Annotated in this window: 27 protein-coding genes; 23 read left to right on the top strand and 4 right to left on the bottom strand. The window is 35.6% G+C overall.

Annotated elements, in window-relative coordinates; translation table 11 throughout:
* Positions 1–100: 100 nt before the first annotated feature.
* Positions 101–958 carry a manganese catalase family protein gene (locus tag MKY30_RS19415; RefSeq protein ID WP_147210494.1) on the bottom strand — a complete coding sequence of 286 codons (858 nt, stop codon included), beginning with the start codon at positions 956–958 and terminating at the stop codon, positions 101–103.
* A gap of 134 nt (positions 959–1,092) precedes the next feature.
* A complete protein-coding gene (locus MKY30_RS19410; protein WP_341085130.1) occupies positions 1,093–2,547 on the bottom strand; it encodes a DASS family sodium-coupled anion symporter in 1,455 nt (484 codons plus the stop codon).
* Between the two features lie 510 nt (positions 2,548–3,057).
* On the opposite strand from MKY30_RS19410, the gene MKY30_RS19405 reads away from it, so the two are divergent.
* The 14 genes from MKY30_RS19405 to MKY30_RS19340 all read left to right on the top strand — a co-directional run bounded on the left by MKY30_RS19405 (position 3,058) and on the right by MKY30_RS19340 (position 16,106).
* Positions 3,058–3,828, top strand: coding sequence for an IclR family transcriptional regulator (locus MKY30_RS19405; protein ID WP_147210496.1), 771 nt, complete (start codon positions 3,058–3,060; stop codon positions 3,826–3,828).
* Between the two features lie 16 nt (positions 3,829–3,844).
* A complete protein-coding gene (locus MKY30_RS19400) occupies positions 3,845–4,861 on the top strand; it encodes an ABC transporter ATP-binding protein (RefSeq protein ID WP_147210497.1) in 1,017 nt (338 codons plus the stop codon).
* Positions 4,858–5,874 (top strand): oligopeptide/dipeptide ABC transporter ATP-binding protein, encoded by a 1,017-nt coding sequence (locus MKY30_RS19395; RefSeq protein ID WP_156987507.1) that lies wholly within the window; start codon positions 4,858–4,860, stop codon positions 5,872–5,874. The genes MKY30_RS19400 and MKY30_RS19395 overlap by 4 nt, the downstream gene beginning before the upstream one ends.
* Positions 5,875–6,069: 195 nt before the next feature.
* Positions 6,070–7,290 carry a dipeptidase gene (locus tag MKY30_RS19390; protein WP_147210499.1) on the top strand — a complete coding sequence of 407 codons (1,221 nt, stop codon included), beginning with the start codon at positions 6,070–6,072 and terminating at the stop codon, positions 7,288–7,290.
* Between the two features lie 27 nt (positions 7,291–7,317).
* Positions 7,318–8,937: an ABC transporter substrate-binding protein gene (locus tag MKY30_RS19385; RefSeq protein ID WP_246145128.1), complete on the top strand. Its 1,620-nt coding sequence runs from the start codon at positions 7,318–7,320 to the stop codon at positions 8,935–8,937.
* A gap of 74 nt (positions 8,938–9,011) precedes the next feature.
* Positions 9,012–9,959, top strand: coding sequence for an ABC transporter permease (locus MKY30_RS19380; RefSeq protein WP_147210500.1), 948 nt, complete (start codon positions 9,012–9,014; stop codon positions 9,957–9,959).
* 19 nt (positions 9,960–9,978) lie between these two features.
* The gene (locus MKY30_RS19375; protein WP_339282263.1) at positions 9,979–10,872 is read left to right on the top strand and encodes an ABC transporter permease; all 894 of its coding nucleotides are present in this window, start codon (positions 9,979–9,981) and stop codon (positions 10,870–10,872) included.
* A 17-nt stretch (positions 10,873–10,889) separates the two neighbouring features.
* The gene (locus MKY30_RS19370; RefSeq protein WP_147210502.1) at positions 10,890–11,714 is read left to right on the top strand and encodes an alpha/beta fold hydrolase; all 825 of its coding nucleotides are present in this window, start codon (positions 10,890–10,892) and stop codon (positions 11,712–11,714) included.
* A 207-nt stretch (positions 11,715–11,921) separates the two neighbouring features.
* On the top strand, positions 11,922–13,058 hold the full coding sequence (locus MKY30_RS19365; protein WP_341085129.1) for an ArsR/SmtB family transcription factor: 1,137 nt from the start codon (positions 11,922–11,924) through the stop codon (positions 13,056–13,058).
* 16 nt (positions 13,059–13,074) lie between these two features.
* Entirely contained in the window at positions 13,075–13,389 is a 315-nt protein-coding gene (locus tag MKY30_RS19360; protein ID WP_341085128.1) for a VOC family protein, read from the top strand.
* 83 nt (positions 13,390–13,472) lie between these two features.
* A complete protein-coding gene (locus MKY30_RS19355) occupies positions 13,473–13,967 on the top strand; it encodes a GNAT family N-acetyltransferase (RefSeq protein ID WP_147210555.1) in 495 nt (164 codons plus the stop codon).
* A gap of 274 nt (positions 13,968–14,241) precedes the next feature.
* Complete coding sequence (locus tag MKY30_RS19350; RefSeq protein WP_339282260.1) at positions 14,242–14,799, top strand: isochorismatase family protein; 558 nt, start codon at positions 14,242–14,244, stop codon at positions 14,797–14,799.
* 323 nt (positions 14,800–15,122) lie between these two features.
* Positions 15,123–15,431 carry a tetratricopeptide repeat protein gene (locus tag MKY30_RS19345; protein ID WP_339282259.1) on the top strand — a complete coding sequence of 103 codons (309 nt, stop codon included), beginning with the start codon at positions 15,123–15,125 and terminating at the stop codon, positions 15,429–15,431.
* A 12-nt stretch (positions 15,432–15,443) separates the two neighbouring features.
* Complete coding sequence (locus MKY30_RS19340; protein ID WP_339282258.1) at positions 15,444–16,106, top strand: tetratricopeptide repeat protein; 663 nt, start codon at positions 15,444–15,446, stop codon at positions 16,104–16,106.
* Between the two features lie 43 nt (positions 16,107–16,149).
* On the opposite strand, the gene MKY30_RS19335 is transcribed toward MKY30_RS19340, so the two are convergent.
* A complete protein-coding gene (locus MKY30_RS19335) occupies positions 16,150–16,638 on the bottom strand; it encodes an 8-oxo-dGTP diphosphatase (protein WP_339282257.1) in 489 nt (162 codons plus the stop codon).
* Positions 16,639–16,865: 227 nt separating this feature from the next.
* Here MKY30_RS19335 and MKY30_RS19330 point away from each other — a divergent pair, with 227 nt between their 5' ends.
* The 9 genes from MKY30_RS19330 to MKY30_RS19290 all read left to right on the top strand — a co-directional run bounded on the left by MKY30_RS19330 (position 16,866) and on the right by MKY30_RS19290 (position 24,495).
* Complete coding sequence (locus tag MKY30_RS19330; protein WP_339286310.1) at positions 16,866–17,294, top strand: GNAT family N-acetyltransferase; 429 nt, start codon at positions 16,866–16,868, stop codon at positions 17,292–17,294.
* Positions 17,295–17,326: 32 nt separating this feature from the next.
* Positions 17,327–18,052 carry a hypothetical protein gene (locus tag MKY30_RS19325; protein ID WP_339282256.1) on the top strand — a complete coding sequence of 242 codons (726 nt, stop codon included), beginning with the start codon at positions 17,327–17,329 and terminating at the stop codon, positions 18,050–18,052.
* A 115-nt stretch (positions 18,053–18,167) separates the two neighbouring features.
* Positions 18,168–18,980 (top strand): alpha/beta hydrolase family protein, encoded by an 813-nt coding sequence (locus tag MKY30_RS19320; RefSeq protein WP_147210504.1) that lies wholly within the window; start codon positions 18,168–18,170, stop codon positions 18,978–18,980.
* Between the two features lie 55 nt (positions 18,981–19,035).
* On the top strand, positions 19,036–20,493 hold the full coding sequence (pdxR, locus tag MKY30_RS19315; RefSeq protein ID WP_147210505.1) for a MocR-like pyridoxine biosynthesis transcription factor PdxR: 1,458 nt from the start codon (positions 19,036–19,038) through the stop codon (positions 20,491–20,493).
* Between the two features lie 152 nt (positions 20,494–20,645).
* Complete coding sequence (locus tag MKY30_RS19310; protein ID WP_147210506.1) at positions 20,646–21,068, top strand: YfmQ family protein; 423 nt, start codon at positions 20,646–20,648, stop codon at positions 21,066–21,068.
* 84 nt (positions 21,069–21,152) lie between these two features.
* A complete protein-coding gene (locus MKY30_RS19305; RefSeq protein ID WP_147210507.1) occupies positions 21,153–21,341 on the top strand; it encodes a BshB3 potential contributor to bacillithiol synthesis in 189 nt (62 codons plus the stop codon).
* A 203-nt stretch (positions 21,342–21,544) separates the two neighbouring features.
* Positions 21,545–22,519 (top strand): D-cysteine desulfhydrase family protein, encoded by a 975-nt coding sequence (locus tag MKY30_RS19300; protein WP_147210508.1) that lies wholly within the window; start codon positions 21,545–21,547, stop codon positions 22,517–22,519.
* Positions 22,520–22,758: 239 nt separating this feature from the next.
* Entirely contained in the window at positions 22,759–23,670 is a 912-nt protein-coding gene (locus MKY30_RS19295; protein ID WP_246145135.1) for a DNA-3-methyladenine glycosylase 2, read from the top strand.
* A gap of 84 nt (positions 23,671–23,754) precedes the next feature.
* Positions 23,755–24,495, top strand: a complete 741-nt coding sequence (locus tag MKY30_RS19290) for an alpha/beta hydrolase (protein WP_147210509.1) — start codon at positions 23,755–23,757, stop codon at positions 24,493–24,495.
* A gap of 95 nt (positions 24,496–24,590) precedes the next feature.
* Here the strand turns inward: MKY30_RS19290 and MKY30_RS19285 are convergent, their stop codons facing one another.
* A complete protein-coding gene (locus MKY30_RS19285) occupies positions 24,591–25,052 on the bottom strand; it encodes a hypothetical protein (protein WP_246145130.1) in 462 nt (153 codons plus the stop codon).
* Between the last annotated feature and the right edge of the window lie 23 nt (positions 25,053–25,075).

Below are 25,075 nucleotides of genomic sequence, written 5' to 3'. Positions count from 1 at the left end.
GATGAGTTTATGCAGTTAATATAACTTGTGAAGAATATAAAAAAAGAAAAACACCGATAAAGGCATTTTTCTTTTTGTGAATGTAATAAGTAACTGACCATTAATTATTTAAATCATGTATGCCCGGCGCATGTTCATTTGGCATATCTGGCATAGTAGGTACTGGATATCCCTTAGGCGGCTCTGTAACATGTAATTCGCCGCCATTTCTGCTTGGGGTCGTTCCCTGGAATATTTCTCCTATTTGTGTATCATCCAGTCTAAAATTAAATTGAGCATTATGGAAGCCCATTTCAACATATTTACGGCATTCCGGGTACTTATTTAAATCATAATTTGGAACTGGGAATATCTTGCCCCAATCTACTCCTAATGTTTCCAATGCTTTTGCAAACGCATTTTGATGGGCGTTATCACGAACAATCAGAAAAGCAATGGTCTCTCTTAAAGCCTTGTTGCTGCTCATTTCGTAAATTCTTGATTTTTGCAGGACGCCAGTTGATTCTAATACAACATTATTTAATAAATTCGCAACCAGGTTCCCGTGATCGTAAACCCAGCTTCCGTTCCACGGATTACCAGCAGCATCTACAGGCAGGGATGCCTTTGCTCCCATAATATAGTGATGCGGATTCACCCCGGTCTGAATGACATCATCCAGTGGAGCACCATCAGATGCCTGATTACCTGGCATATTCTCTCCAGAATCATTTAATAACTGGTTAATGGTGGATTGGACAAGCTCCACATGACTTAATTCTTCTATAAATATCCCTCTGATAAGATCACGATAAGGCTTGGCTTTCCCTCTGAAGTTAGCACTTTGAAAAGAGAATTGCATCAGAGTTCTCATTTCTCCAAATTGTCCGCCTAACGCTTCTTGAAGTACTCTTGCTGCATGCGGGTCGGGTTTATCTGGAACAATCATGTTGATTAAATCTTCTTTATAGAAATACATAAATGGTTGGTCTCCTTTTATCTGTTGATATATTCTTACTTATCTTTCCTATGCAAATTTAAATTATTCAAATAAAAAATGAAAAAAGATGTAAAAGAGCAGTTTTAATCTCTTTTATATCGCTTTTACACTAATTATAACAATTCAACCCACTGCCAATAGGTTTCACTAAACAGGATAACAAGCAGGTAGCCGATCACAGTAAGTGGCAAGCCGGATTTAATAAATTGTTTTAAAGTAAATGTTCCGGTACCATATGCCAGCATATTTTGCGGAGCGCTGACCGGTAACAAGAAGCCGAAGCTGATAACAAACTGCATAATCAGGACAAGCCCCGGACCATTAAAGGCTGCCGGCTCCATAGATCCGACTAAAGCAATAACAATCGGGATAAAGGCTGATGCTAAGCTGGTGGCACTGGCAAAGCCCAAGTGAATCAGAATATTAAATAAAGCAAGTACTGCGATCATACCAACCAGAGGCAGGGAAGACACACCAAGTATTTCAAATGAATTAGAAGAAAGCCAGGTAGCTCCCTCCGTTGCTAACAGAACAATCCCTAATGAAATTCCCGTTGCAAATACAATCAATGTACCCCAAGGAACCTTGGTCTGTACTTCTTTCCAGGCAAAGATGCCAATAACTAGTGTCAGCATAATTGCAACCGCAACAATGGTAACCGTAGTAGAATCTAAAGGATGCAAAATGCCTTCAGTAGACCAGAATAATAATAATAATCCGGCAATAATAACCAAACGCCATTCTTTACTGCTCATTTTTCCAAGCTCATTCAGCTGCTTGCCGATACTTATTCCTTTTGGCATTTCCGACATATTCGGCTTTATCAGGTTGACCATAACAACATAAAGCACAATAGACATAATAAAAGCCCAGGGAGCAGCATAGAGAAACCATTCTCCCCATGTCACATTAATTCCAAATGCAGATTCCATAAATCCCAGAGCAACCATATTTTGTGCGGCTGCTGTTTTTATACCAATATTCCAAATGGAAATAGATTGTACAGCAGTAATCATTAATAATGCTGCCAGTTTACTTTGCTTTGCTAATCCAAATGCAGCAACAATTCCTAACAAGATAGGTACAAGTGTACCTGCACGGGCGGTGGCACTTGGCACGAACAATGCAAGTACAAAACTGACAATAATCGTTCCTAAAACGAGCGCATCAGGCTTTGTTCCGACCTTCGACATAATATACAGCGCTATTCTTTTATGAAGCCCGGTAATTTCCATAGCCGTTGCCAAAACAAGTGCTCCCCCGACAAGCAATACGGCAGAAGAACTAAATCCTTCTACTGCCATCCCAAGCCCCTGACTCGTTCCATAAATTATTCCCGGGTCTTCGAGAGTGGGGGATATTCCGATCAGGACAGCCAATAAACTGACTATCATTACCGCACTGACAGGATAAGAAACCGCTTCTGTAACCCATAAAACAACAGCAAAAGCTAAGACAGCAAGCGCTCTGTGTCCCACCAAAGGCAATGAATCAGGATTAGGTAAGATTAAAATAATAATAAGAACTAAAAAAGCTGCAATGAGTGCAATAGCATCTTTCTTTTTCATGAAAACCCCTCCCTTTATTTACCTTTATTATAATATATAATACCTTGTTTGTGATTTGTTTCACATGTTACAGAATAATGAACTTGTGAAATGGTTCACAAAATATTCAATAAATAGAAGGGAAAGAATTCCTTCAGTTAAATTTTGCTTTACATTATAATTAATATTATCAATATTACTTCATCACGATCCGGCTGGTTATAAGAACTTTTATAAGCGTTTCCATAATTTATTTAAAAGACATATTAGAAAAGAATATGTTTTAATTTTGTCTTACCAATAAGATGAAATTCATAAAGAAATAGTATAAGAAGCAATTTATTTCAAGGTTATTAGATCATTGTATTCAACAATGGTTTAATAACTTTTTTTGTTAAGCCATAATTAATTGATAAAATTAGAATTTTTTAAAAAATATATTTACTTTACTTTATTTAAGTGATACTATTTCATTTAAACAAATATAGATACAGCGGTTCTAAAATAGAACCGTAGTGAAGGCGGGATAAAATGACTTCAAAAACGTTAAATAAAGCTTTATCAGTACTTAACGCATTTACAATTGAAAAACCGACATGGGGGCTTAGAGAGCTTGCGAGACATTTGGGAATAAGTCATACAATTATTTATCGACTCTTAGTTACATTCGAACAAAATGGATATTTAATTTACGATGAGGAAACAAAAAAATATCAATTAGGAATTAAATTTATAGAGCTAAGCCAAGTGGTAGAAGAAAATTTAAACATTTCTAATGTATTAGAGCCAATTATGAAAAAGATTTCTGAAGAAACCGGGGAAAGTGTTGTTTTAACCATTCTCGATAATGAAGAGGGGGTGTATACCAAAATTATTGAGTCGAATCAGAATGTAAGGTTTTCTGAAACAGTCGGAAGAAGAAGCCCTTTATATATAGGCGCATCACATAAAATTATTTTAGCTTATTTACCTGTATCTGTACAAAAGAAGATATTTAATCAATGGAAAACAACCAAGAAGAAACAAAATGGTGCTATAGAGAAATTTATTAATAATATAGACAAAATCAAATTACAAGGCTGGTTATTTACTGCTAATGAAACATTTGATGAAGTATCGGCTGTGGCGATTCCATTATTTGATATGAAGAAGAATGTTATCGGTTCACTTTCTGTTGCTGGACCAAGCTATAGATTAACAAAAATTAAATCTGAAGAGATTGTAGAGATTCCAAAAAAGTATCAACAGGAAATAAACTTAATATTAGATAAAATCTATTTACCTTCAAAACGAAACGAATAAAGTGAGGAGGGGTAATTTGGACAAAATATTGGAGGTTAAGAATTTAGTAACAGGTTACCAAGGAAAAAATACATTTGTGAAAGCGGTTGATGGAGTTTCTTTTGATATTGACAGAGGAGAAACAGTCTGTATTGTTGGAGAATCAGGCAGTGGGAAGAGTGTTACATCGATGAGCATTATGAGATTAATAGAATATGAAAACGGCAAGATTATTGATGGAGATATTTTATTTAATGGTGAGAATATTGTAGAAAAAAATAATTATGAAATGAGAAAAATAAGGGGTTCAAAAATATCAATGATATTTCAAGAACCTTTAACAGCTTTAAATCCAGTATTTACAATAGGCAGACAAATTGTTGAAGCTATACGTTTTCATCAATCTGTAAAGAAAAAAGATGCATATAAGCAGGCAGAAGAATTGATTCAATTAGTAGGAATTTCAGATCCAAGGACAAGATTAAAGCAATATCCTTACGAATTATCGGGTGGTATGAGACAGAGGGTAATGATTGCTATAGCTTTAGCTTCAAATCCCCAACTATTAATTGCTGATGAGCCTACTACAGCACTCGATGTTACAATAGAAGCCCAAATTTTAGACTTACTGCGTAAGTTAAAAAAAGAGAAAAAAATGTCTATCATGCTTATTACACATGATATTGGAGTAGCTGCTGAAATGGCTGACAAAGTAATTATTATGTATGCAGGTAAAATAATGGAAGTTTCAAGTGCTGAAGATTTTTTTGAAAATCCGATTCATCCTTACTCAAGAGGTTTGTTAGAATCTGTCCCTAAAATGACAGGTGAAAGGGGAGTGAAACTTAATTCCATTTCAGGATCAATACCTAGTTTATCAAATGTTCCATCTGGATGTCGTTTTTCACCAAGATGCCCATTCGCTACGGAGCAGTGCATGAACCAGGAGCCAGTATTAGAGAATTTTAAAGATCGCCAGGTTGCTTGCTGGAATATAGATAATGTACTTCACGATCACGTAAAGAATCAAAAAGATACGGAGGTGTTTCAATGAATCCCCCTCTGCTAAAAATCGAAAATTTAAAAAAATACTTTGTCATTAAAAATGGCAACAGCTTCGTTGCTGCTAATAATAAAAAAGTTGTGAAAGCAATTGATGATGTTTCACTGGAAATCTTTCAAGGGGAAACATTAGGTTTAGTTGGAGAATCAGGCTGTGGGAAATCAACACTGGGAAAAAATATTCTGCGTTTACAAGAGCCAACTGAAGGACAAGTGTTTTTCAAAGATAAGGATATATTGAAATATAACAATCGTGAATTAAGAAGACTTCGTAAGGAAATGCAGATTATATACCAAGACCCTTTTGGTTCCTTGAACCCCAGATTTACTATCGGAGAGATTATTGGGGAGATGTATGAAATACACAAAACGGATAGGGAAATAGACAAATTGAGTGAAATAAAAAAAATGTTGGAGCTGGTAGGTCTTGACTCAGAAAAATATAACAGCTATCCACATGAATTGTCAGGCGGGCAAAGGCAGCGTGTAGGTATTGCAAGAGCCCTAGCTTTAAATCCGGATTTTGTTGTTGCAGATGAACCAGTATCTGCTTTGGATGTATCCGTTCAATCACAAATCATCAATTTACTAATGGATTTAAAAAAAGATCTCGGTCTGACTATGCTATTTATTGCGCATGGATTAAATGTTGTGCGGCATATCTCTGATCGTGTAGGTGTAATGTATTTAGGAAGAATTGTAGAAATTTCGGAAACAGATAATATATTTGATACACCTGCACATCCCTATACAGCTGCTTTATTATCAACAGTACCTGATGTTGATGTTAGCTTACGGAAAGAGAGAATTGTTCTTAAAGGAGAGGTTCCATCTCCTGCAAATCCACCATCAGGCTGTCATTTTCGGACAAGATGTCCCTTAGCTACAGAAAAATGTCAATTAGAAGTTCCAAAAATGCAAGAAGTTCGAAATGGACATTATGTTTCATGCCATTTTCCGCTTGGGGCTGACCAGTCATTAAAAGATGTTGTGTCAAACTTATAAATAAAAAGGATAGTTATGTGTTCAAAAAGTGATAGACAGTACTGTCAAATGTTAAGCAGGGGAAAAAGCATTACAAGGTAAAAATATATAGGCTAAAAATAGCTTTATTTATCAGAAAATTCCCATCTTAATGACAATAAGTTCCATCAGGATTTGAACACTTCTATAAAAATATTTCAATAAGGAGAGGTTAAAATGTCAACAAAGTTAGGGCAAGGAAAAAAGAAGGTATATGATGGTTATACATCTTTTCAGTATTTAGAAGCCGGAGTCGATTATAAAGAGTACAAGCTTTCTAAACAAAATGATCGTGTTACTCCATATGTATATTCTTTGTCAGAAGATGAAGAGGAACAAGTACAACAAATATTAGAAGAAGATTATATTGTTTCTATGCATGAGCATACATTTATTATGCCGGAAAACTTATTAGATTTTTTTGAATTCAGACGACAAGGAAGAGATTGGACAGGTTATAAAGCTTTAAGTGAATCAGGGCTGGATGTCGTGTTTGAAAATTTTATGGATGGAACAGCAATGGTAACATCTATGGCAGGATGGAAGTGGTCAGATGTTATTCATGATATTGGAATTCGATATAGTGATATAGCTCATCAAGATTTGCTGATTAAAGCAGAGAGAATTTCTGACTTATATCGGGCGAAAAAAGAAGGTAAAATTGCATTTGTCGGTGCTTTAGAGTCTTCGACAATGATAGAAAATGAGTTGGATAGGCTAGACATACTTTATGGATTTGGAATTCGGACAATGGGGATAGTGTATTCTGAAGCCAACCAATTAGGAGCCGGACTGAGAGAACCAAATGATGCTGGCTTGACTGTTTTTGGTAAACAAGCGGTCCGAAGAATGAATAAGTTAGGTATTACCATTGATGTATCACATGCGGGAGATCAAACCTCTCTGGACACCATTGAGGAAAGTGAAAAGCCAGTTACCATTAACCATGCTGGAGCAAGAGCATTGTGGGATACGAAGCGTTTGAAGCCAGACAGTGTTATTAAAGCATGTGCCGAAAAAGGAGGCGTGATTGGTATTGAAGCAGCACCCCATTCTACAATCACTAAAGCCCACCCTGAACACAATATAGAATCATTCATGGAACACTTTGAGTATGTTGCTAATTTAGTTGGTATTGATCACGTAGCTTTTGGTCCAGATACATTATTCGGTGACCATGTAGGTACACATGACCTTTTAGCTGGACAATTATCAATCAAAAGTGCGCAAATGCCTGGTTTGAAGAAAGTAGAATATGTAAAAGGATTAGAAAACCCTGCCGAATGTATGCCAAATATTATAAGGTGGTTAGTTAAAAAAGGTTATAGTCGTGAAGACATCCGTAAAGTAGCAGGTGGAAATGTACTGAGAGTATTAGAGGCAACATGGGCTAAATAATTTTATAGTCAAGGGGAGAATAACAAAGTGAATAAAAAGATTATTGTTATTACAATTATTGGAATAATCGGAATGTTATTTATGAATGCCTGTTCTTACGGAGCTGATAATACTTCAACTGCTAACAACGATAAGGAAGAAGATGTACAAAAGGGCGGAAAAGTATCGATACCTATAGTTGCGGATCCAACTTTTAATCCTTGGCATCCTAATGCATACGCTGAGTCAAATGTAGTAAATAGAGTATTATTTTCAAGCTTGACTAAGCCTGGTAAAGATCTTGCTCCTTCTCCAGATTTAGCTGAAGAGTGGGAAGTCTCAGATGATGAATTAGAGTGGACTTTTTTCTTACGGGATGATGTATTGTGGCACGATGGAGAGAAGTTTACAGCAGATGATGTAGCATATACTTTTAATGAAATTGTTCTGAATGAAGAGTTAGGAGCGAATAACTCTTCTTATTTCGGACAACTGAATGAGGTAGAGATCGTAGATGAGTATACTGTGAAATTTGTATTAGAAAGTCCTGTCGCTGCTCTTCCTGCATATTTAGGTTTTAATACGGAAATCCTTCCAAAACATATATTTGAAGGAGAAGACCCTTGGGATTTGACCTCTTTTAATAAAGAAAATCCTATAGGAACGGGTGCTTTCAAATTAAAAAATTATAATTCCGGGCAAAGTGTCGTTTTGGAAAGAAATGAGGATTACTACGGAGAAACTGCACTGCTGGATGAAGTGGAATATAAAGTACTTGGAGATGCTAATACGCATGTTGCCCAGATTTTGACTGGAGAATTATCGATTTTTGCTTTAGATGATTTAGCGGCTATTGAAAAAATAGAAAATGCCGATGGAGTAGATGTTTATGCCCGGGATACGACAAGATTTTTTTGGCTAATTTTAAATCAGGAAATAGAGAAATATCAGAATAAGGAAGTTAGACAAGCAATACTCCATGCGATTGACCGGCAAACTATTATTGATACCGTTTTAAAAGGCTATGCAACAATAGCTGATTCCGGCATTGCGCCAGCATTGCAGCAATATTATACAGAAGATGTTACCAGAATCGAGTATGATCCAGATCTAGCTAAAGAACTATTAAAGGAAGCCGGATGGGAGGATTCTGATGGAGATGGAATCTTAGATAAAGATGGAGAACCATTTACAATTGATTTCGAAATAGGAATTCAGGGCGATTTGGAAGCAGTCTCTCAAATGGTACAGCAATATTTGGAGGAAATAGGAATAAAAGTGAATTTAAATGCAATGGAATGGAATACAATGATTCAGCAGGTTGTAGTTGAGAGAGATTATGAGATGACTTTAAACTGGTGGAGATACCCTGCTGATCCTGATTTATCTGCTTATATGCACTCCAAAAATGTAAACGGGAATAATATACCTGGATATAAAAATGAGGAGTTAGATAAACTGCTGGATGCAGGCGCACAAACCAGTGATATAGAAGAACGGCAAGATATATATATTGAAGCACAGCAATTAATGGCTGAAGAGTTACCGTATTTATTTTTATGGTATCCACAAGAGGCTCAGGTACGCATTGACAAATTAAAAGGAGTTCCAGACTTATCTTTTGGAGATGCTCTTCATTATATTAATGAATGGTATTTAGAAGAATAAAATTATATATAGAAGTGCGCTGTAGGGCGCACTTCTATATATTCATAACGTCCCAATGTCAGGAGGGAGTTTTATTGCTGAAATTTCTAATAAATAGATTCGGACAAAGTATTATTTTATTATTAATTGTTACTGTTATTACATTTTTTCTTATTAATCTAGCTCCTGGTGGCCCATCAAGTACGATGAGAATGGATGCTTCTCCAGAGGAAAGACAGGCTATGGTAGAGAAGTTAGGATTGGACCAGCCTGTTATTGTCAGGTATGCAAGTTGGTTGAAAGGAGCATTTTCTGGCGATTTAGGCACTTCATTCACTTCTAATGAACCTGTTGTTCAAAGAATCGCAGAAAGACTGCCATATACTATTGAGCTGACATTTTTTACTATTATTATATCTATTATTATTGGTATTCCAGTTGGTATACTATCTGCAATAAAAAGAGGAAGTGTACCAGACCATATTATTAACTTTTTTAGCGTAGTCGGTCTCTCTGTTCCAGCTTTCTGGTTAGGGTTAATGTTGATTCTATTATTTTCAATCAATTTGGGCTGGCTGCCCTCTTCAGGAGTAGGTGCAAGAGGAACAGACTTTGATTTATGGGGATGGATTTCACATTTAATTATGCCGGTTCTCATCCTGACAACTACCATTTTACCGAATATAGTCAGATTTACCCGCTCCTCTATGCTGGAGGTTATTTCCCAAAACTATATCCGGACAATTCGTGCTAAGGGAGCCAAGGAATCGATTGTAATCTATATTCACGCTCTAAGAAATGCTTTAATTCCAATTATTACGATTATCGGTGTGTTAATTCCAAGACTTTTAAGTGGTGCTGTAATTACAGAAGCTATATTTGGCTGGACGGGTATTGGTACACTGATTCTAGAAGCTGCCAGAGGAAGAGATTATCCGCTGGTCATGGGCATTACAATTGTAATTACTATTGTTGTTATCTTATGTAATCTAATAGTAGATATTGTTTATTCACGTGTTGATCCAAGGGTGAAAAATGTATAAACAGGCAGGAGGCAGCAAGATGAATGCATCTACTAATATAAATGTTAAGAAAAAAGATATTCTTAAAAAAAGAAGCAGGAAAAATATTCTGCTTCAAAGATTAAGTAGAAATAAAATAGCTTATGTATCTCTTTGTTTTTTGATTTTAGTTCATATTATTGTTTTTATTGGTCCTCTTGTATGGAAAGTAAGTCCAACAGGATTACAGGATGCAGGTGCTTTGGCAAATTGGTCACTACAGCACCCAATGGGAACCGATGATTTAGGACGAGATGTGTTCTCAAGGATGCTATATGGTGGCAGAATTACTTTAATAGTAGGATTAGCTGCTATGCTATTTGCTTTACTGATTGGTACTATAATAGGAGCCTGCGCGGGCTTTTTCAGAGGATACGTTGAAACAGTCCTGATGAGATTTGCAGAGGCAATGATGGCTATTCCGAATTTCTTTTTTGTACTGGTAGCATTAACAGTACTAGGAACCAGCCCTGTTATGGTAGTTATTGTTATTGCATTATCAGGCTGGATGGAGATAGCGCGGGTAGTTTATGGAGAGACATTAAAATGGAAGGAATATGAATTTGTAGAAGCTGCAAATGCTTCAGGAGCTACTTCTATCAGGATTCTTACGAAGTACATTATTCCACAAATTATACCTTCTATTATCGTTTCAGGAACTTTAACCATTGCAGCGGCCATTTTAACTGAAAGTGCAATAAGTTATCTGGGAATGGGAATACAGCCACCTACACCAACCTGGGGAAATATGCTTCAGGATTCACAACAATATATTTGGACTGCACCTATTTTAGGTGTTTTACCCGGAGCAGCTATAACAATAGTAGTGTTAGCATATAACTTTTTAGGTGATGGGCTTAGGGATGCACTAGATCCAAGATTTGTGAAAAAATAAAAACGGAGTGAATAGATATGTATATAACCATTAATGATAATCAATTATATTATGAGGTTCATGGAAATGAAGAAGGGGAAACAATATTTTTTATACATGGGGCACCAGGGCTGAGTGACTGCCGGGGCGATATAAAATCTTTTTCTGCTTTGGGTGACAAGTATCGTTTAGTTTTTCTGGATATGAGAGGGTCTGGACGTTCTGAAAATAATCCGCCTTTTACGCATGAACAATGGACTGCTGATATAGAAGAATTAAGAAAGCATTTAGTTGGTGGACCAATAATTATATTAGGTGGTTCCTATGGCGGTTTTCTCACTCTTGAGTATGTATTAAGATACCCAGAAAATGTTACACATGTATTACTTAGAGACACCTCAGCAAATAATGAATTTGATCATTTATCAATTGATAAAGCCTTAGAGAGCAATTTACCGGGAATTACAGAAGACGGTATAAACAGGTTATTTAAGGGTGAAGTAGGATCAAACGAAGAATTAAAGGAGATGTTTGCTGCTATCCAGCCGTTATATACAGTAAAATATGATGAACAAGCAGTTCAACAAAGGCTAAATTCTATTTACTATCGTTATGAGACACATAATTTTGCTTTTAAATATAATAAACCAAAATTTAATCTTGTTCCCAGTCTTCAAAATATTAAAGTACCTACATTAGTAACTGTTGGCAGGCACGATTGGATTACTCCTGTTGAAAGCTCAGAATTAATTGCGAAGAATATCCCGAATGCGCAGCTGGTTATTTTTGAAAACAGCGGTCATTCTCCACAACAGGAAGAGAATAAAAAATTCATTCAGCTTATAAGAGATTTCCTTGTTTAGATATATAAATGTTAGATTATATAGAGACTCCCAAAAGTACATGCGCTATTAGTATGTACTTTTTACATGTTTGGAAAACACAAAACATTAAAGCAGCGTGTATAAGAATGCTATAGAGAATAGTATCTAACCGTATATCTGTTGACGATATGAAAACCTTATATTAATATATTCAATATACGAATATAAGGTGAGGGAGGTAATGATTTGGAAAGACATTTACTTATACCAGCTTTTCCTAAGACAGAGCTAAATGCAGTCAATTCCTTAGCAATAAATCTTTTTACAAATATTCAGCTGGTTGATTACTATTTAAATGGCTCTTCTAAGCAAAATGATTGGATAAGAAATTTTTCAGCTGATTTATCGGAAACTTCTAAAAAAGACTTGAAATTACTAAGAACGGTGTTTGCCCATAGCGTGATTTTAAGAGATTTTTATATTAAAAAGAATTCTGATTTAACCGGGAATTGGGATTTATTTATCCAGTGGTGGGAGCAGCTTGATGAGGCCGATATACTGGCGCTTGTTATCTATGGAATTAGAGAAACAATGGACTATTACCATAAATACATACCCCGTATGCTGGCTGTAGAAGAAGTGATGCAGGAGGTTCGTCTGGAAGAAGAGTCATTATTTCAAGACTCTGATATGCGCAGACAAGCTGTGAAAGCAGTATTACTTAGCTGGTCTGTTCCTATCGAAAAAATAAATAAAATAGCAGAGCATTACGATAATCTATCTTTTATTAAAGAAAGTATTATCAGATTGCTCAGAACATTTTGGAATTCAGGAGTAAACCAACAGTGGCAAAGTAACCAAAGAGCTCTGGTAACATGGGTTAGGCAGCACGAAACTTTGTTGAAAAAATCCTACCCTACAAACGGAGCAGCAATTTTTGAAATAACCGGCCTATATCCAGACACCAGTGAATTAGAGAAAATAAACAGAGCGGAATACCTAACCTTTATACCTTCCTCCAATCTGGAGAGATTACTGACTTTTACCCGGTTCGATAAGCATATTTATCTTATGTTTGATCCAAAAGTAGAAGCTGGTAGAAATAAAGAAAAGCTGTCAGGTTATTCTTCTGCTTTTGAAGGGTTAGGGGATATAACAAGGCTGCAAATCATTGATTTATTAGCTGAGAATAAAGAAATGTTCGCTCAACAGATTATCCAACAACTGAATTTGAAGCAAAGCACCGTTTCACGCCATTTAAACCAGCTGCAGCAAGCAAATCTAGTGACGGTACATCAGGAAGGAAATACAAAGTATTTTTCTATAAATGAAGATGAACTGAAAAAAGTAGCAGCGACCTTAAATTCATTTTTAAAGGTTTAGAAAGAGAGGGAGAAGGATGACAGCATTTCAAATCGAAAAGTTAAATACAATTGTTGTACCAGTAAAGCATTTAAATAGATCGATCGACTTTTATAAGAATGTATTACATTTAGAGCAGACATTTACCGACGAAAGTATGGCTTTCTTTTTGGTTAGAGCGTCTGAAGAAAAAACGACTATACTATTACATTTAATTGATGAGCCTGAACCGGTGGAAAAAGGAGTTGTTATTGAATTTCTGGTCAATGATGTTACTTCAGCTATTTCATCGATGAAAAGGAAACATACAGAAGTCATTCAAGAACCTGTTAATAAACACCTTGGGGTGTGAAAGAAGCAGTCATTTCTGATCCTGATGGATACAGAATTTGGATTGTAGAAAATTTAACCCATGTAAAATAGGGAGGAGTGATGATGGAAGTGAAAATTGAAAAAGCAGCTACAGAGCATGCAAAGGAAATTGCTGCGATTTGTTCCTCTGGATGGAGACAGACAGTAGCAGGGAAGTTCAGTCAGGATTATCAGGATAAGAATGTCACAAAATGGTATACTCCGGAACGCATTAAGCAGGATATAGAAATAGGCTCCTATACTCATACTGCCATTATTGATTCAAAGGTGGCAGGCGTCATTGGCGGTAAGGTCATGGACTCTGGTGTAAGCAGGCTTTTCGTATTATATGTTGATGAAAAATATCGGTATCAGGGAATAGGGAAACAATTATTAGAAATATTTACAAAGGAACACAAAGAGCAAGGCGCAACAGAGCAGTGGGTGTCTGTGCAGGACGATAATCAAAGGGGGATTCCATTCTATGAGGCAAGAGGATTTATGTTGCGTGAAAAAAGAAACGGGATGACGGATACTGGCGAAGCTTTTGTGAATTTGCAGTATTCAAGGAGCATTTAGTTTTATTCTTAACTTTCCGATCCAAGTAGTATTTTTCTTCCTTTATGCTTCGAATTTAATATGTAAAAATTGAATCTTTTGTAATATAGAAAAGAAAATCTATTTTTTTATGGTAAAATAAAGCTACCTTAAAGAAAGCAATTCAATAAGGAATATAATTGGAGGAGGCGTTTTATATGATAAATAAAAATAGAATGACAGTAAAACACAGAAAAGGGAGAACGCTTAACTAACCAGTTATATCGTGTTTCCCTAAATTGGAAGGGGAATAAATTTGAATCAAGTTCTATTAATTATTGATGCACAACAGGATTTAATGGATGGAAATCCTGAGAGGAGCGCAGTGTTTCAAAAAACACAGCTTATTTCTAATATTAATCTGGTAATTGAAAAAGCGGGAAAAGCATCTGTTCCAGTTGTATTTGTCAGAGATTTAGATGTTAATGAAGGTAAAGGAAGCGGGTTTGAAATTCATCAGGAAATTAATGTTCCGACAGCAGCAGAAATTTTTGATAAATCTGCTACAAATGCTTTTTACGGAACAGGTCTTGCAGAATATTTAAAGCTTCATCAAATAAAACATATTGTCATGATGGGCTGTGAAACACAGCATTGCGTAGACAGTGCTGTCCGAACAGCGACTATTAACGGATTTGACGTCACATTAGTCGGGGACGGCCACTCGACGCTGGGTAATGATGTCTTAAGCCAGCAGCAGATTATAAAGCATCATAACCATACACTTCATGGGCATTATAATGTAGATCATTTTTCAATTGTGAGAAATGCAACGGAAGATTTGTTTTGTCCAGCCCATGATACCTATAGGTAGATAATAGTAAAAGCAGTACAGTTTGTGCTGCTTTTACTATTGTAGAGATTGCTTTCTAAGGGTGATTATGTATTTAACAAAAATTATTTCTTAAGCATACGGTCTTAAATCTGACTTCCTGTTATATTCCATTTGTACTATAATAAATTTATTGGTTAAAAGAAAAATTTGGTAGATGTGGAGGAAAGTATGGATAAAAGAAGAATTATTATTTTTTTGGTATTATTTTTATTAATTGCAGGATGTAGTCCTCAAAAGAATCGGATACAACTGAACCATCATCCTCTAAAGCTTCCGATGAAAAGTCGGATACGAAAGAAGATGTGAAAGAAAAAGACTTAGGTGAAGAAGAAGAAAATCAATCATCGGAAGGCAGCAACCCATATCTGTTAACAATTAAGCTGCGGGCTCTTTATTCAGCTGGAGATTTTGAACAAGCTTTAGAACTAGTTGAAGAAGGCTTGCAGGAGTATCCTGAAGAGGCGGTGCTTTATAATGAAAAGGGTTATATACTTAATGAACTTGGAGATTTTGAAGGAGCCAGAGAAAATTTAGAAAAAGCAGTCGGTCTTGATGATCAGTTGGAAGAAGAATATAGTAATCTGGCTTTTGCTTTAATTGATTTGGAATAATATGAGGAGGAAATGGAAGCCGTAACAAAAGCTATAGAACTTAAACCAGATGCACCCGAACAATATGTAGCCTTGGGGAATGCACTTGTTATGCTGGATAGAGATGAAGAAGCTCTGGAATACTTTGACAAGGCGTTAGAAATTGATCCGAAATTAGACTACGCTTTATATGGTAAGGGAGGAGCCTTATTCTACCTGGAAGAATATGAGGAAAGTATTACTTATCTTGAAACGTATCTGGAATTGGAGCCAACAGATGTTGATGTGCTGGATGCACTTGTTTATGCTTATGAGATGACAGGCGATTATGAGGAAACTATAAAATATAACGACATTGTAATAGAAATTGATGAGGATGAAAATCTTATTTACAATATCGATTATAAGGGGATCCTTTTAACAGAAAACGGGCAATTGGATGAGGCTGAACAGCTTTACGAGAAAATGCTTGAGGAGCATCCTTTAGAGAAAGGTATAGCATACTATGGATTAAGTTTCATACATATCTATCGTGGAGAGATTGATGAAGGTTTAGATCAGCTGGAAGACGCAGCAGCAGAAGACCCGAACTTAATTGATTATGCAGCTTCTGACCCAATGTTTGAAGAAGTTTATGATAATGAAAGATTTATTGAACTGGTTGGAGCTGATGAGGATTCTTTTAATGGCCTATAAGTAAGAAAAGGGTAAAATGATTGCTATCTATTAAAATATCATTTTACCCTTTTCCCAGTTCAGGTTTCTTTAATAAATACTTCTCCTGGAGCGTTTTTTCTGCATCCCAGACAGTGTGAATTTCAAATGTGCCAGGTTTAAAAAATAAATCAAATCGAAGTTTGATATCTTTTTGCATCGGCAGATTTTTGGCTTCGTTAATATCAATCCAATGCAGTGTGCCTTCTGGAGGATTTTCCAATAATTCTCCTTTAAAATCCTTTGTCCAGTAGTTCATCATAATATAACGGTCTTTTGCAGCTGTATTAACAAATTCGGAAATCCCTTTAAAGACCAGGTTTGTTACTTCTAATCCAGTTTCTTCTTTTACTTCCCGGATGGCTCCGTCAACAAAACTCTCTGGGAAATCTACTTTTCCTCCTGGCGGGATAAACCCTTTGAAGTTATCATGCTGTCTATTCAGCAGTAGTACTTTATCTTTATGTTGAACCATTACAACAGTCCAGAATTTATATGTAATATCTTGTTGCATGATACACCTCCAATAGAATGTTTTTATGTATAATAAGCAATAGTAGCATTGCATAAAATGATTATCAATTAGAAAAATGAATTTTGAAGGAGGAAGAAATGATGATAGATATATTGTTGGTTCCTCATCATTTAAAGTATGCAAAACAAATTTCCACTTTATCCTCTCATCCTCAAGTCAAAAATGCACTCTGTCTTCTATGTGAGCATGTTACATGAAAAGGGACAATCGATTTTATTCATTTTATTGTCCAAGAAGAAAAAAAGAAAAAACAACTTTCGAGAGTAATACTAAATGAAAATAAAATAATAATAGGAGTTATAACACTAAAAGAAATCGATTTGAAAAAGAGAACAAGCCATATTGGAACATGGATAGGGTATCCGTACCGGGGTAAAGGTTATAATCAATTGGCGAAAGAAAAAATGTTATACAAGGCATTTACAGAATTAGATTTAGAATATGTATTTGCGGGAGCAAAGATATCAAATATCCGTTCTCAAAAAGCACAAGAAAGGATTCCGTATATAACAATTGATGTTAAAAGGGAGTTCCCTGAAGAACAGCGGAAATTGGAATCTCAAGTGCAAGAGGCATGTGTTTTGAATGTAATTGAAAAGAATATTTTTCTTGATTGGTATAATAATAGCAATTAACAATATGAATCACTGTTTTAAAGGAGCGGCTTATGTTAGATCAATACTTACAATATATAGAACAATTACCTGATTCCAGAGAATTAAGACGTGATGATCTGATTAATCCTGATTTTCTTATAGAAAAAGAAAATAATTTGCAAATGTATTATTCACCTCATAATGAATATATAAATTATCAAGCAAAGATTGTGATTGTTGGAATTGCTCCTGGGTGGACACAGATGAAGAGGGCATTTGAGACTTTTGTTGCTTTGAAAGCAGCAGGAAACCTGAATGTAGATCGAATTCTTGAAGAAGCGAAAAAGGAAGCAAGTTTTTCGGGTACAATGAGGTTGAATTTAATACATATGTTAGATGAAATCAAACTTCATGATGCCCTTGGATTGCCTGGTACATCATGCATATTTGAAGATAGCCGATCATTATTACATACAACATCAATGATTAAGCATCCGGTTTTTTACAAAGATAAAAATTATACTGGTCACCAACCTAAAATTAATAACAGCCCGCTTCTTTCTAAATATGCATATGATAGGTTTGTTGATGAAATTAATTCGTTACCTTCATCCTCACTATTAATTCCTTTAGGTAAAACAGTAGATTCCATTATAGATGAATTAAAGCAGGAGGAAAAAATTAATCAGGTTTGCCTGAAAGGTTTTCCTCATCCATCAGGAGCGAATGGACATAGAATGAAGGAATTTAATAAACAAAAAGATAACCTGAGCGAAATGATTGAATATTGGAAGTAGAATAAAGTGAGATGTAGTTATGATGCAATGTGGCTGTGATAAACTTGAATGGGTGAATACTTTATTATAAGAATTGAATAAAAAAAGTAGTTTTAGTTAATAGGAGGCTTAAATTATGACAAAAATAATTATAGACGATAGTATAATAAATGAAATACCTGTATTAAGTATATATCCAGAAAAAATAGTCAAAGCCCCATTAGTTTTTTATATTCATGGTTATGGTGCTGATAGAGAACAAGCATTAGACTATGGATATATGCTTGCTAAAAAAAGTTTTTATTATGTGAGTATAGATTGTAAAGACCATGGTAAGAGAAAAAAAGCCAATAAAAACAGTAAGTTTTCTTCCGTGTTCCCTCTGGATACTGGGTTGGATACATATGTCCATATGCATGAAATTATTGAGCAGGCAGGTATTGATATACAATATTTAATTGATTATTTTAAAAATAAGGAACAAATTGATGCTGATAGAATCGGAGTATCAGGGTTCTCCATGGGAGGATACGCTTCATTTTATGTAGCTGCAAATAATCCCGCTATTAAGGCTGCAGTGCCAGTGGCCGGTAAACCCGCTTTTGAGAAGGCATGGGAAGATAGCATTGCATCAACTGCTACTTATGAACAATGGAAGATACCGCTTCAAGACGTAAAAAGCGAAATAAAAGAACGTACGGAATTTTTCCGGAAGATAGATCCATTTGAAAAATTCAGTAATTTTTCCCCCAAGCCCTTATTAATTATTAATGGTGATCAAGACATGGATTCTATTTTTATCTACTCGTTGGAGCTTTATAAGAAGCTATTGCCACTTTACTCTGAACATCCAGATAAACTCCAGCTTAGTATGCCTTTTATTAACCACCAATTTGATTATAATATGAAACTAAAAGCAAGCAATTGGTTTAAAAAATATCTTGGTTAGTATTTGATTGAGGATACAAGCAAATTTAAATCTACAACACAATCGAGGAATTCATATGAACTTTAAATTGGACCGTTCAGCAAAATCTCCATTATATCAACAAATAGCAGCATATATCGAAAACGGAATTTCTACAGGTGAGTTTTCTCCGGACACTGCGTTGCCTTCAGAACGTCAGCTGGCGAAAGAACTACAGGTTAATCGTAGCACAGTAGTTGCCGCTTATGATGAGCTGCAATCGATAGGAATTGTTGAAAGAAGAAAAGGCAGCGGAACACATATCAGTACAGATATTTGGGGGATTTCCGATAAAAGAATCCCTAACTGGGGAAGGTATGTGGAGGATGGTTCGTTTCTTCCTAATTTGCCATTAGTTCAAAAAATACGGACAGAAACCCAAAATAATGACATGATAAATATGGCAAGCGGGGAATTAGCAGCTGACTTGTTCCCTGCAGAGCAGTTCCATTCTATTTTTAAAGAGAAGCCATTTACAGAGCATCTGGGCTATGATCACCCTCAAGGAAATATTAATTTGAGGGAAACCATTTCCAATCATCTCTATGCATATAAAAGAATCTCTAACGATGCAGAATCTATTCTGATCACATCCGGTGCGCAGCAGGCGCTTCACTTAATCGTACAATGTTTACTGAAGCCGGGAGATGCAGTAGCGATAGAGGACCCGTCTTATGCTTATTCATTGCCTTTATTTAAATCAGCAGGTTTACGTACCTATTTATTAAAAAGCGATGAACACGGAATCAACCCGGAGGATATAATTGAATTACATAAAAAGCACCGTATACGGATGGTATTTATCAATCCTGATTTTCAAAATCCGACTGGTGTGCAGATGCCGTTAAGCAGAAGAAAAAGAATATTAGAGATTTCATCTGATTATGGTATTCCTATTGTAGAGGATGACCCGTACAGTATTACGGCGTTTAATGGGAATGTAGCATCTTCTTTAAAGCGGATGGATAATAACGGAAATGTATTATATATCAGTTCCTTATCCAAAATTGTCGCCTCTGGATTACGGATCGGCTGGATTGTTGGTCCGGAAAAAGTAATCCAGCGTTTAGCTGATGCCAAACAGCAGATTGATTTCGGACACAGTATTTTTCCGCAGTGGGTGGCAAATGAATTTATTGGTTCTCCGCAATTTGATGAGCATATTCATAAGGTTAGACAGCAGCTGGAAGTACGCAGAAAACAATTATCAAAAGCGCTTATTCATTTTTTGGGAGATAAGGTGGAGTTTATCGAACCAAATGGCGGGATTCATTTATGGTGTAAACTGAAAGAACCTGTCGATGAATTTCAATTGCTGAATGAATCTATGAAAAGAGGACTTGCTTTTGTTCCCGGATCTATTTTTGGTGAGAGCAAAGGGTTCGTTCGTTTCACTTATGGCAGAAGTAATCCTTCAGATATTTGGAAGGGGATATCTAGACTTTCTGAAGCTCTTCAGCATTTGCATAAAAGTAACCCATCTATTAATAACTAAAGTGGATGGGTTATTTTTATGCGAATTGGATGGTATCATTATTCAAATATACGCTACAATGAAAGTTAGGATAAAATTGAAATTTATTAGCAAGTAACGCTGTCTTCTATTAAAGCAGGAAATGCAGCTTATTAGGGAGTTGGAATTTAGAAATGACATGGACCTTTGTATTAATCACGATAGCAGGAATTATAGTGAAATTTTTAACCAGCCCACCGAGTGCTTTGGTCGGATGGTTCTTAAATAAATTTGAGTTACATCCAAAAATTGATGTATCAAACAGTACTGTACTATTCGATGGAGAATACTTGGATGAAGACGAAAAAAGCAGATTTATAGATTCTTTTAATAAAGCTCAATTTTTAAACAAGAATCATATCTTTCCTGGCAAGGAAGAGTTATTTCTCCATCCTGAAACAAATATTACACCATATATTGTTCATTTTAAAAAGAAGAATAAAGAAATGACATTCCATGTTTTCAACTATGAAAATCATGTTGATGTAGTGAAACAATGGAAGAAAAAAATGGCTTCCTACACCCTTGATTCTGAGTATCTGCAAAGGAAGCTTTGACAGACAGCAAGCCGCGCAATGCCTGAGGCTGTGTGAATGAAGCTGTATGAACCATTTAATTTTTTGAAAGGTGGGGAAGGAAGCATGATGAACATCCTTATCATAGTGGTTATTGTTGTATGTATTCTTGCATTGATTGGAACGCTTCTTATCACAAGAATGCTTGATGACAATTACGAACGTAAGAAAAGCTTCTCAAGTCTCTCTTATATTTATTTTCTTGGTTTGCCTGCGATTATTTTAGCTTCGGTTCTTATATGGGTTTTTATCTAGTATCTTACTTAAAGTTTTAGATTGGATGTATACGCAGCAATAGAACTTCTATTATATAGGAAGTTCTATTGCTGTTTTTTGATTTTTAAATAAAATTATCCCGGTGCTGAAATAATAAAATCAATCTATCTAACAGTTGCTTATGTAAGTGATTATTCGCTATCATAAAGGAATAAACAGAATGAAAGTGAGAGGAATAAAAAATGCGTAAACTAAATATTGCTAACCTGGATACACCAATTAAAAAACTGGAAAAACTGAGCGATAAGCTGGGGAAAAATATCTTTATGAAGCGCGATGATTTTACGGGTATTGAAGTCTCAGGCAACAAAGTAAGAAAGCTGGAGTATATTATTGCCTATGCGCTGGATAATGGCTACGATACCATTATTACAACAGGTGCTATTCAATCAAATCATGCCCGGGCGACTGCTGCTGTCTGTGCGATGATGAATTTAGAGTGCCACCTGGTACTTAGAGGTGAAGTAAAAGAATATGAAGGAAATTTATTCCAGGATGATATGCTTGGAGCAAATGTAAATATTATTCCTCCCAGCGCATCAAGGGAAGATGCGATGGAGGAGCTGAAGCAAAAGCTGGAATCTCAAAAGAAAAAAGTATTGATTATTCCGGTTGGTGCATCAAATGCAATCGGGTCTTACGGTTATATTAATTGCTACAACGAAATTATAAAGCAGGAAGTAGAGATGGGTATTCATTTTGATTCTATCAACCTTGCAATCGGATCTGGCGGAACATATGCAGGACTCTGGTATGCAAATGAAGAAGCCGATACCAGAAAGAAAATCATTGGCTATTCTGTTGACCAGATAGCAGAAGTGTTCAAAGAAGATGTGATGAAAATTGTAATTGATCTGGAAGACACTGACCATCATTTTGATTCTATTTCCATTAATGACAGCTATATTGGACTTGGCTACGGTCAAGCAACAGATGAAGAACTGGCATTTTATATGGACGTTGCTAAAAGCGAGGGAATTATTCTTGACCCAGTTTATACAGGAAAAGCTTTTAAAGGATTAGTAACCGAAATAAAAAATGGGAATTATGATGATCAAGAAAATATTCTATTCATTCATACCGGAGGACAGCAAGGATATACAAAAGAGATGAGAGAGAGAATGAAGGATGTTTTAAGAAAGAATGACAGGGCGTAATTTTTATTTGCAGAAAGCTATGATAGTGCACGTATAAGCCTCCACTTAAAAAGACAAGGGGATATTGTGAAAACAGTATTTCTTTGTCTTTTTACATAAATGTGATGAAGACATTGTTACCTGGAAGATTCGGTGAATTACAGAGGTTATATCACTTGGTGTACAATAGAGAAAAGGATGTTGAAACGAACAGACAGAATATTTTGCAGGTCTTAAAGATGGGGGGAAATAAATTGAGAATTTGGAAAGAAAATAAACATTGCATTTTAATCAAAACACCTGAACTATTTGATTTTAAGACAAATTTAAATTATTTACGGAGAGACCCCAATGAATGCATGTATGAGATAGAAGAAGATAGAATTACACGTGTGATTGAAATAAATCATCTGCGTACGTTGGTACGTATAAGTGAAGCAGACAGTGAATATTTGGCTGTGGAGTTTTTAGCCGGGGGGAAGCTGGAATCAATGGAAGACAAGAAAGCAATAGTACGCTATGTTGAAGAGTGGTTTGATTTTGAAACCGATCTTATACCCTTTTATAAAATGGGAAGCAAGGATCCATTGCTTGAGCAGGCTATTGAAAGATTTTATGGCCTCAGAATTATAGGATTACACGATTTATTTGAAGCCCTGTGCTGGGGAATTTTGGGGCAACAGATTAATCTGACATTTGCGTATACGTTAAAACGTCAATTTGTTGAAAAATTTGGTGAGACCTTGGAATATGAAGGGAAAATTTATTGGATTTTCCCTTCATTTGATAAAATTTCTGGATTAAGTCCTGAAGATATGTCTGACATTAAAATGACAAAAAAGAAAAGGGAATATATTATCGGTATCGCTGAGCTGATGGCAAAGGGAGATTTGACAAAAGAAAAATTGCTGTATTTAGATGAGTTGAAGCAAGCCGAAAGAGAGTTGACCCAAATTAGGGGGATCGGTCCATGGACTGCTAATTATGTGTTAATGCGCTGTCTGCGCTATCCGGATGCTTTTCCTATTGATGATGCAGGGTTGATCAATGCTATTAAACTGGTCACGGAAATGGAGCGGAAACCAACAAAAGAAGAGATTAGAGAATTGACATCAGAATGGAAGAACTGGGAGTCCTATGCTACATTTTATTTATGGAGAATGTTGTATTAATTGTATTAAACAGTATAAGTTCATCGATCCGTAGAGCAGGAATAATTTAGATGCGTAAATTAAATCATGAAGGGGCAAATTTAGATGGGGAAAATAGTTCGACCTAAACCTTTCTTCTTAAAAGGCGGCGAAAGAGCTGTTTTGTTATTACATTCATTTACCAGCAGTACAGTCGATATGAAGAAACTGGGCAGATTTCTGAATCAGGAAAATTACACTTGCTTTGCACCATTATATAAAGGCCACGGATTATCTGCAGAACAATTAATTCTTACGGGTCCTGATGATTGGTGTGGAAGCGTCGAAGCAGGGTATCATTTTTTAAAGAATGAAGGCTATCAGAATATCGCTGTCATTGGAATATCGTTAGGCGGAATTTTAGCTTTAAATACAGGACAAAAATGGAACGTTAACGGTATTGTTACAATGTCAGCTCCATATCAAAGAGAGGTAAATGCATTAAAACGCCGTGTCCAAAGGTATGCGCGAACGTATAAACAACTGGAAGGAAAATCAGAACAGCAGATTTCTTATGAATTAAATAACTTAGAAGAGAATTCATTAAACAGTTTAATAAAATTTGAGAAACATATTGATTTAACCATGGAAGAGCTATCAAAAATTGATAAACCAATAAGTATTTATTATGGGGAACTGGATGAGCCTTTGTATAAAGAAAGTGCAGATTATATCTATCGAAATGTGTCTTCTAAAAATAAAATTTTGAAAAGATATTCCAATTCCAGACATATAATGCTGGCGGATAAGGATCAGGAACAAATTCAAGCTGATATTTTATCGTTTTTGAATAATTTACAATGGTGATTTATGATAGAAAACTATTAGTGGAATTCTCCTTTCTAAATAGAAAGTGGAAATAAATCTATCAAGAACAGACGAGCTAATTTTCCTGGTAAAGATTATATTATTTTTCCTTTTTTCTTAACATCTGCATCCAGACCTGCTCCAATCGCTACTCCAATACCTAAGCCAATCGGCAATCCTAATGAAAGATTATCGAATAATAGTCCAAAAATAAGACCTATGCTTAACCCCAAAGACATATAAATGCTCAAATAATAATCCTTTGAGACTAACTTATGCTCTTTCAGAAGATGAGAACTAATAGATTCAAGCTTCTGACTGTGCTGCTTAAAATCCGTTTTGGTAAGTTGATCAGTTTTATCTGCCAGTTCTGTTATATGTTTTTCTAAATCGATAAAATCCTGGTAACATTTTTCACATTCGGACGAAAGTATATTTAGTCTTTTTACCAGCCGGTTACATTTATCCAATTCAAGTTTTCTGGAAGTCTTCTCTCCTAGGCTGTTTCTTAAATCCTCAATCTTAGTGGTAAGCTTATCATCCCGTGGACTTACCATAATAGGTAACCTCCTTCTTATTT

The organism is Oceanobacillus sp. FSL W8-0428, from assembly GCF_038004405.1.
Classification (GTDB): Bacteria; Bacillota; Bacilli; order Bacillales; family Amphibacillaceae; genus Oceanobacillus; species Oceanobacillus sojae.
Note: the sequence above shows the minus strand (reverse complement) of the source record. Positions and strands in the feature narration are given on the sequence as shown.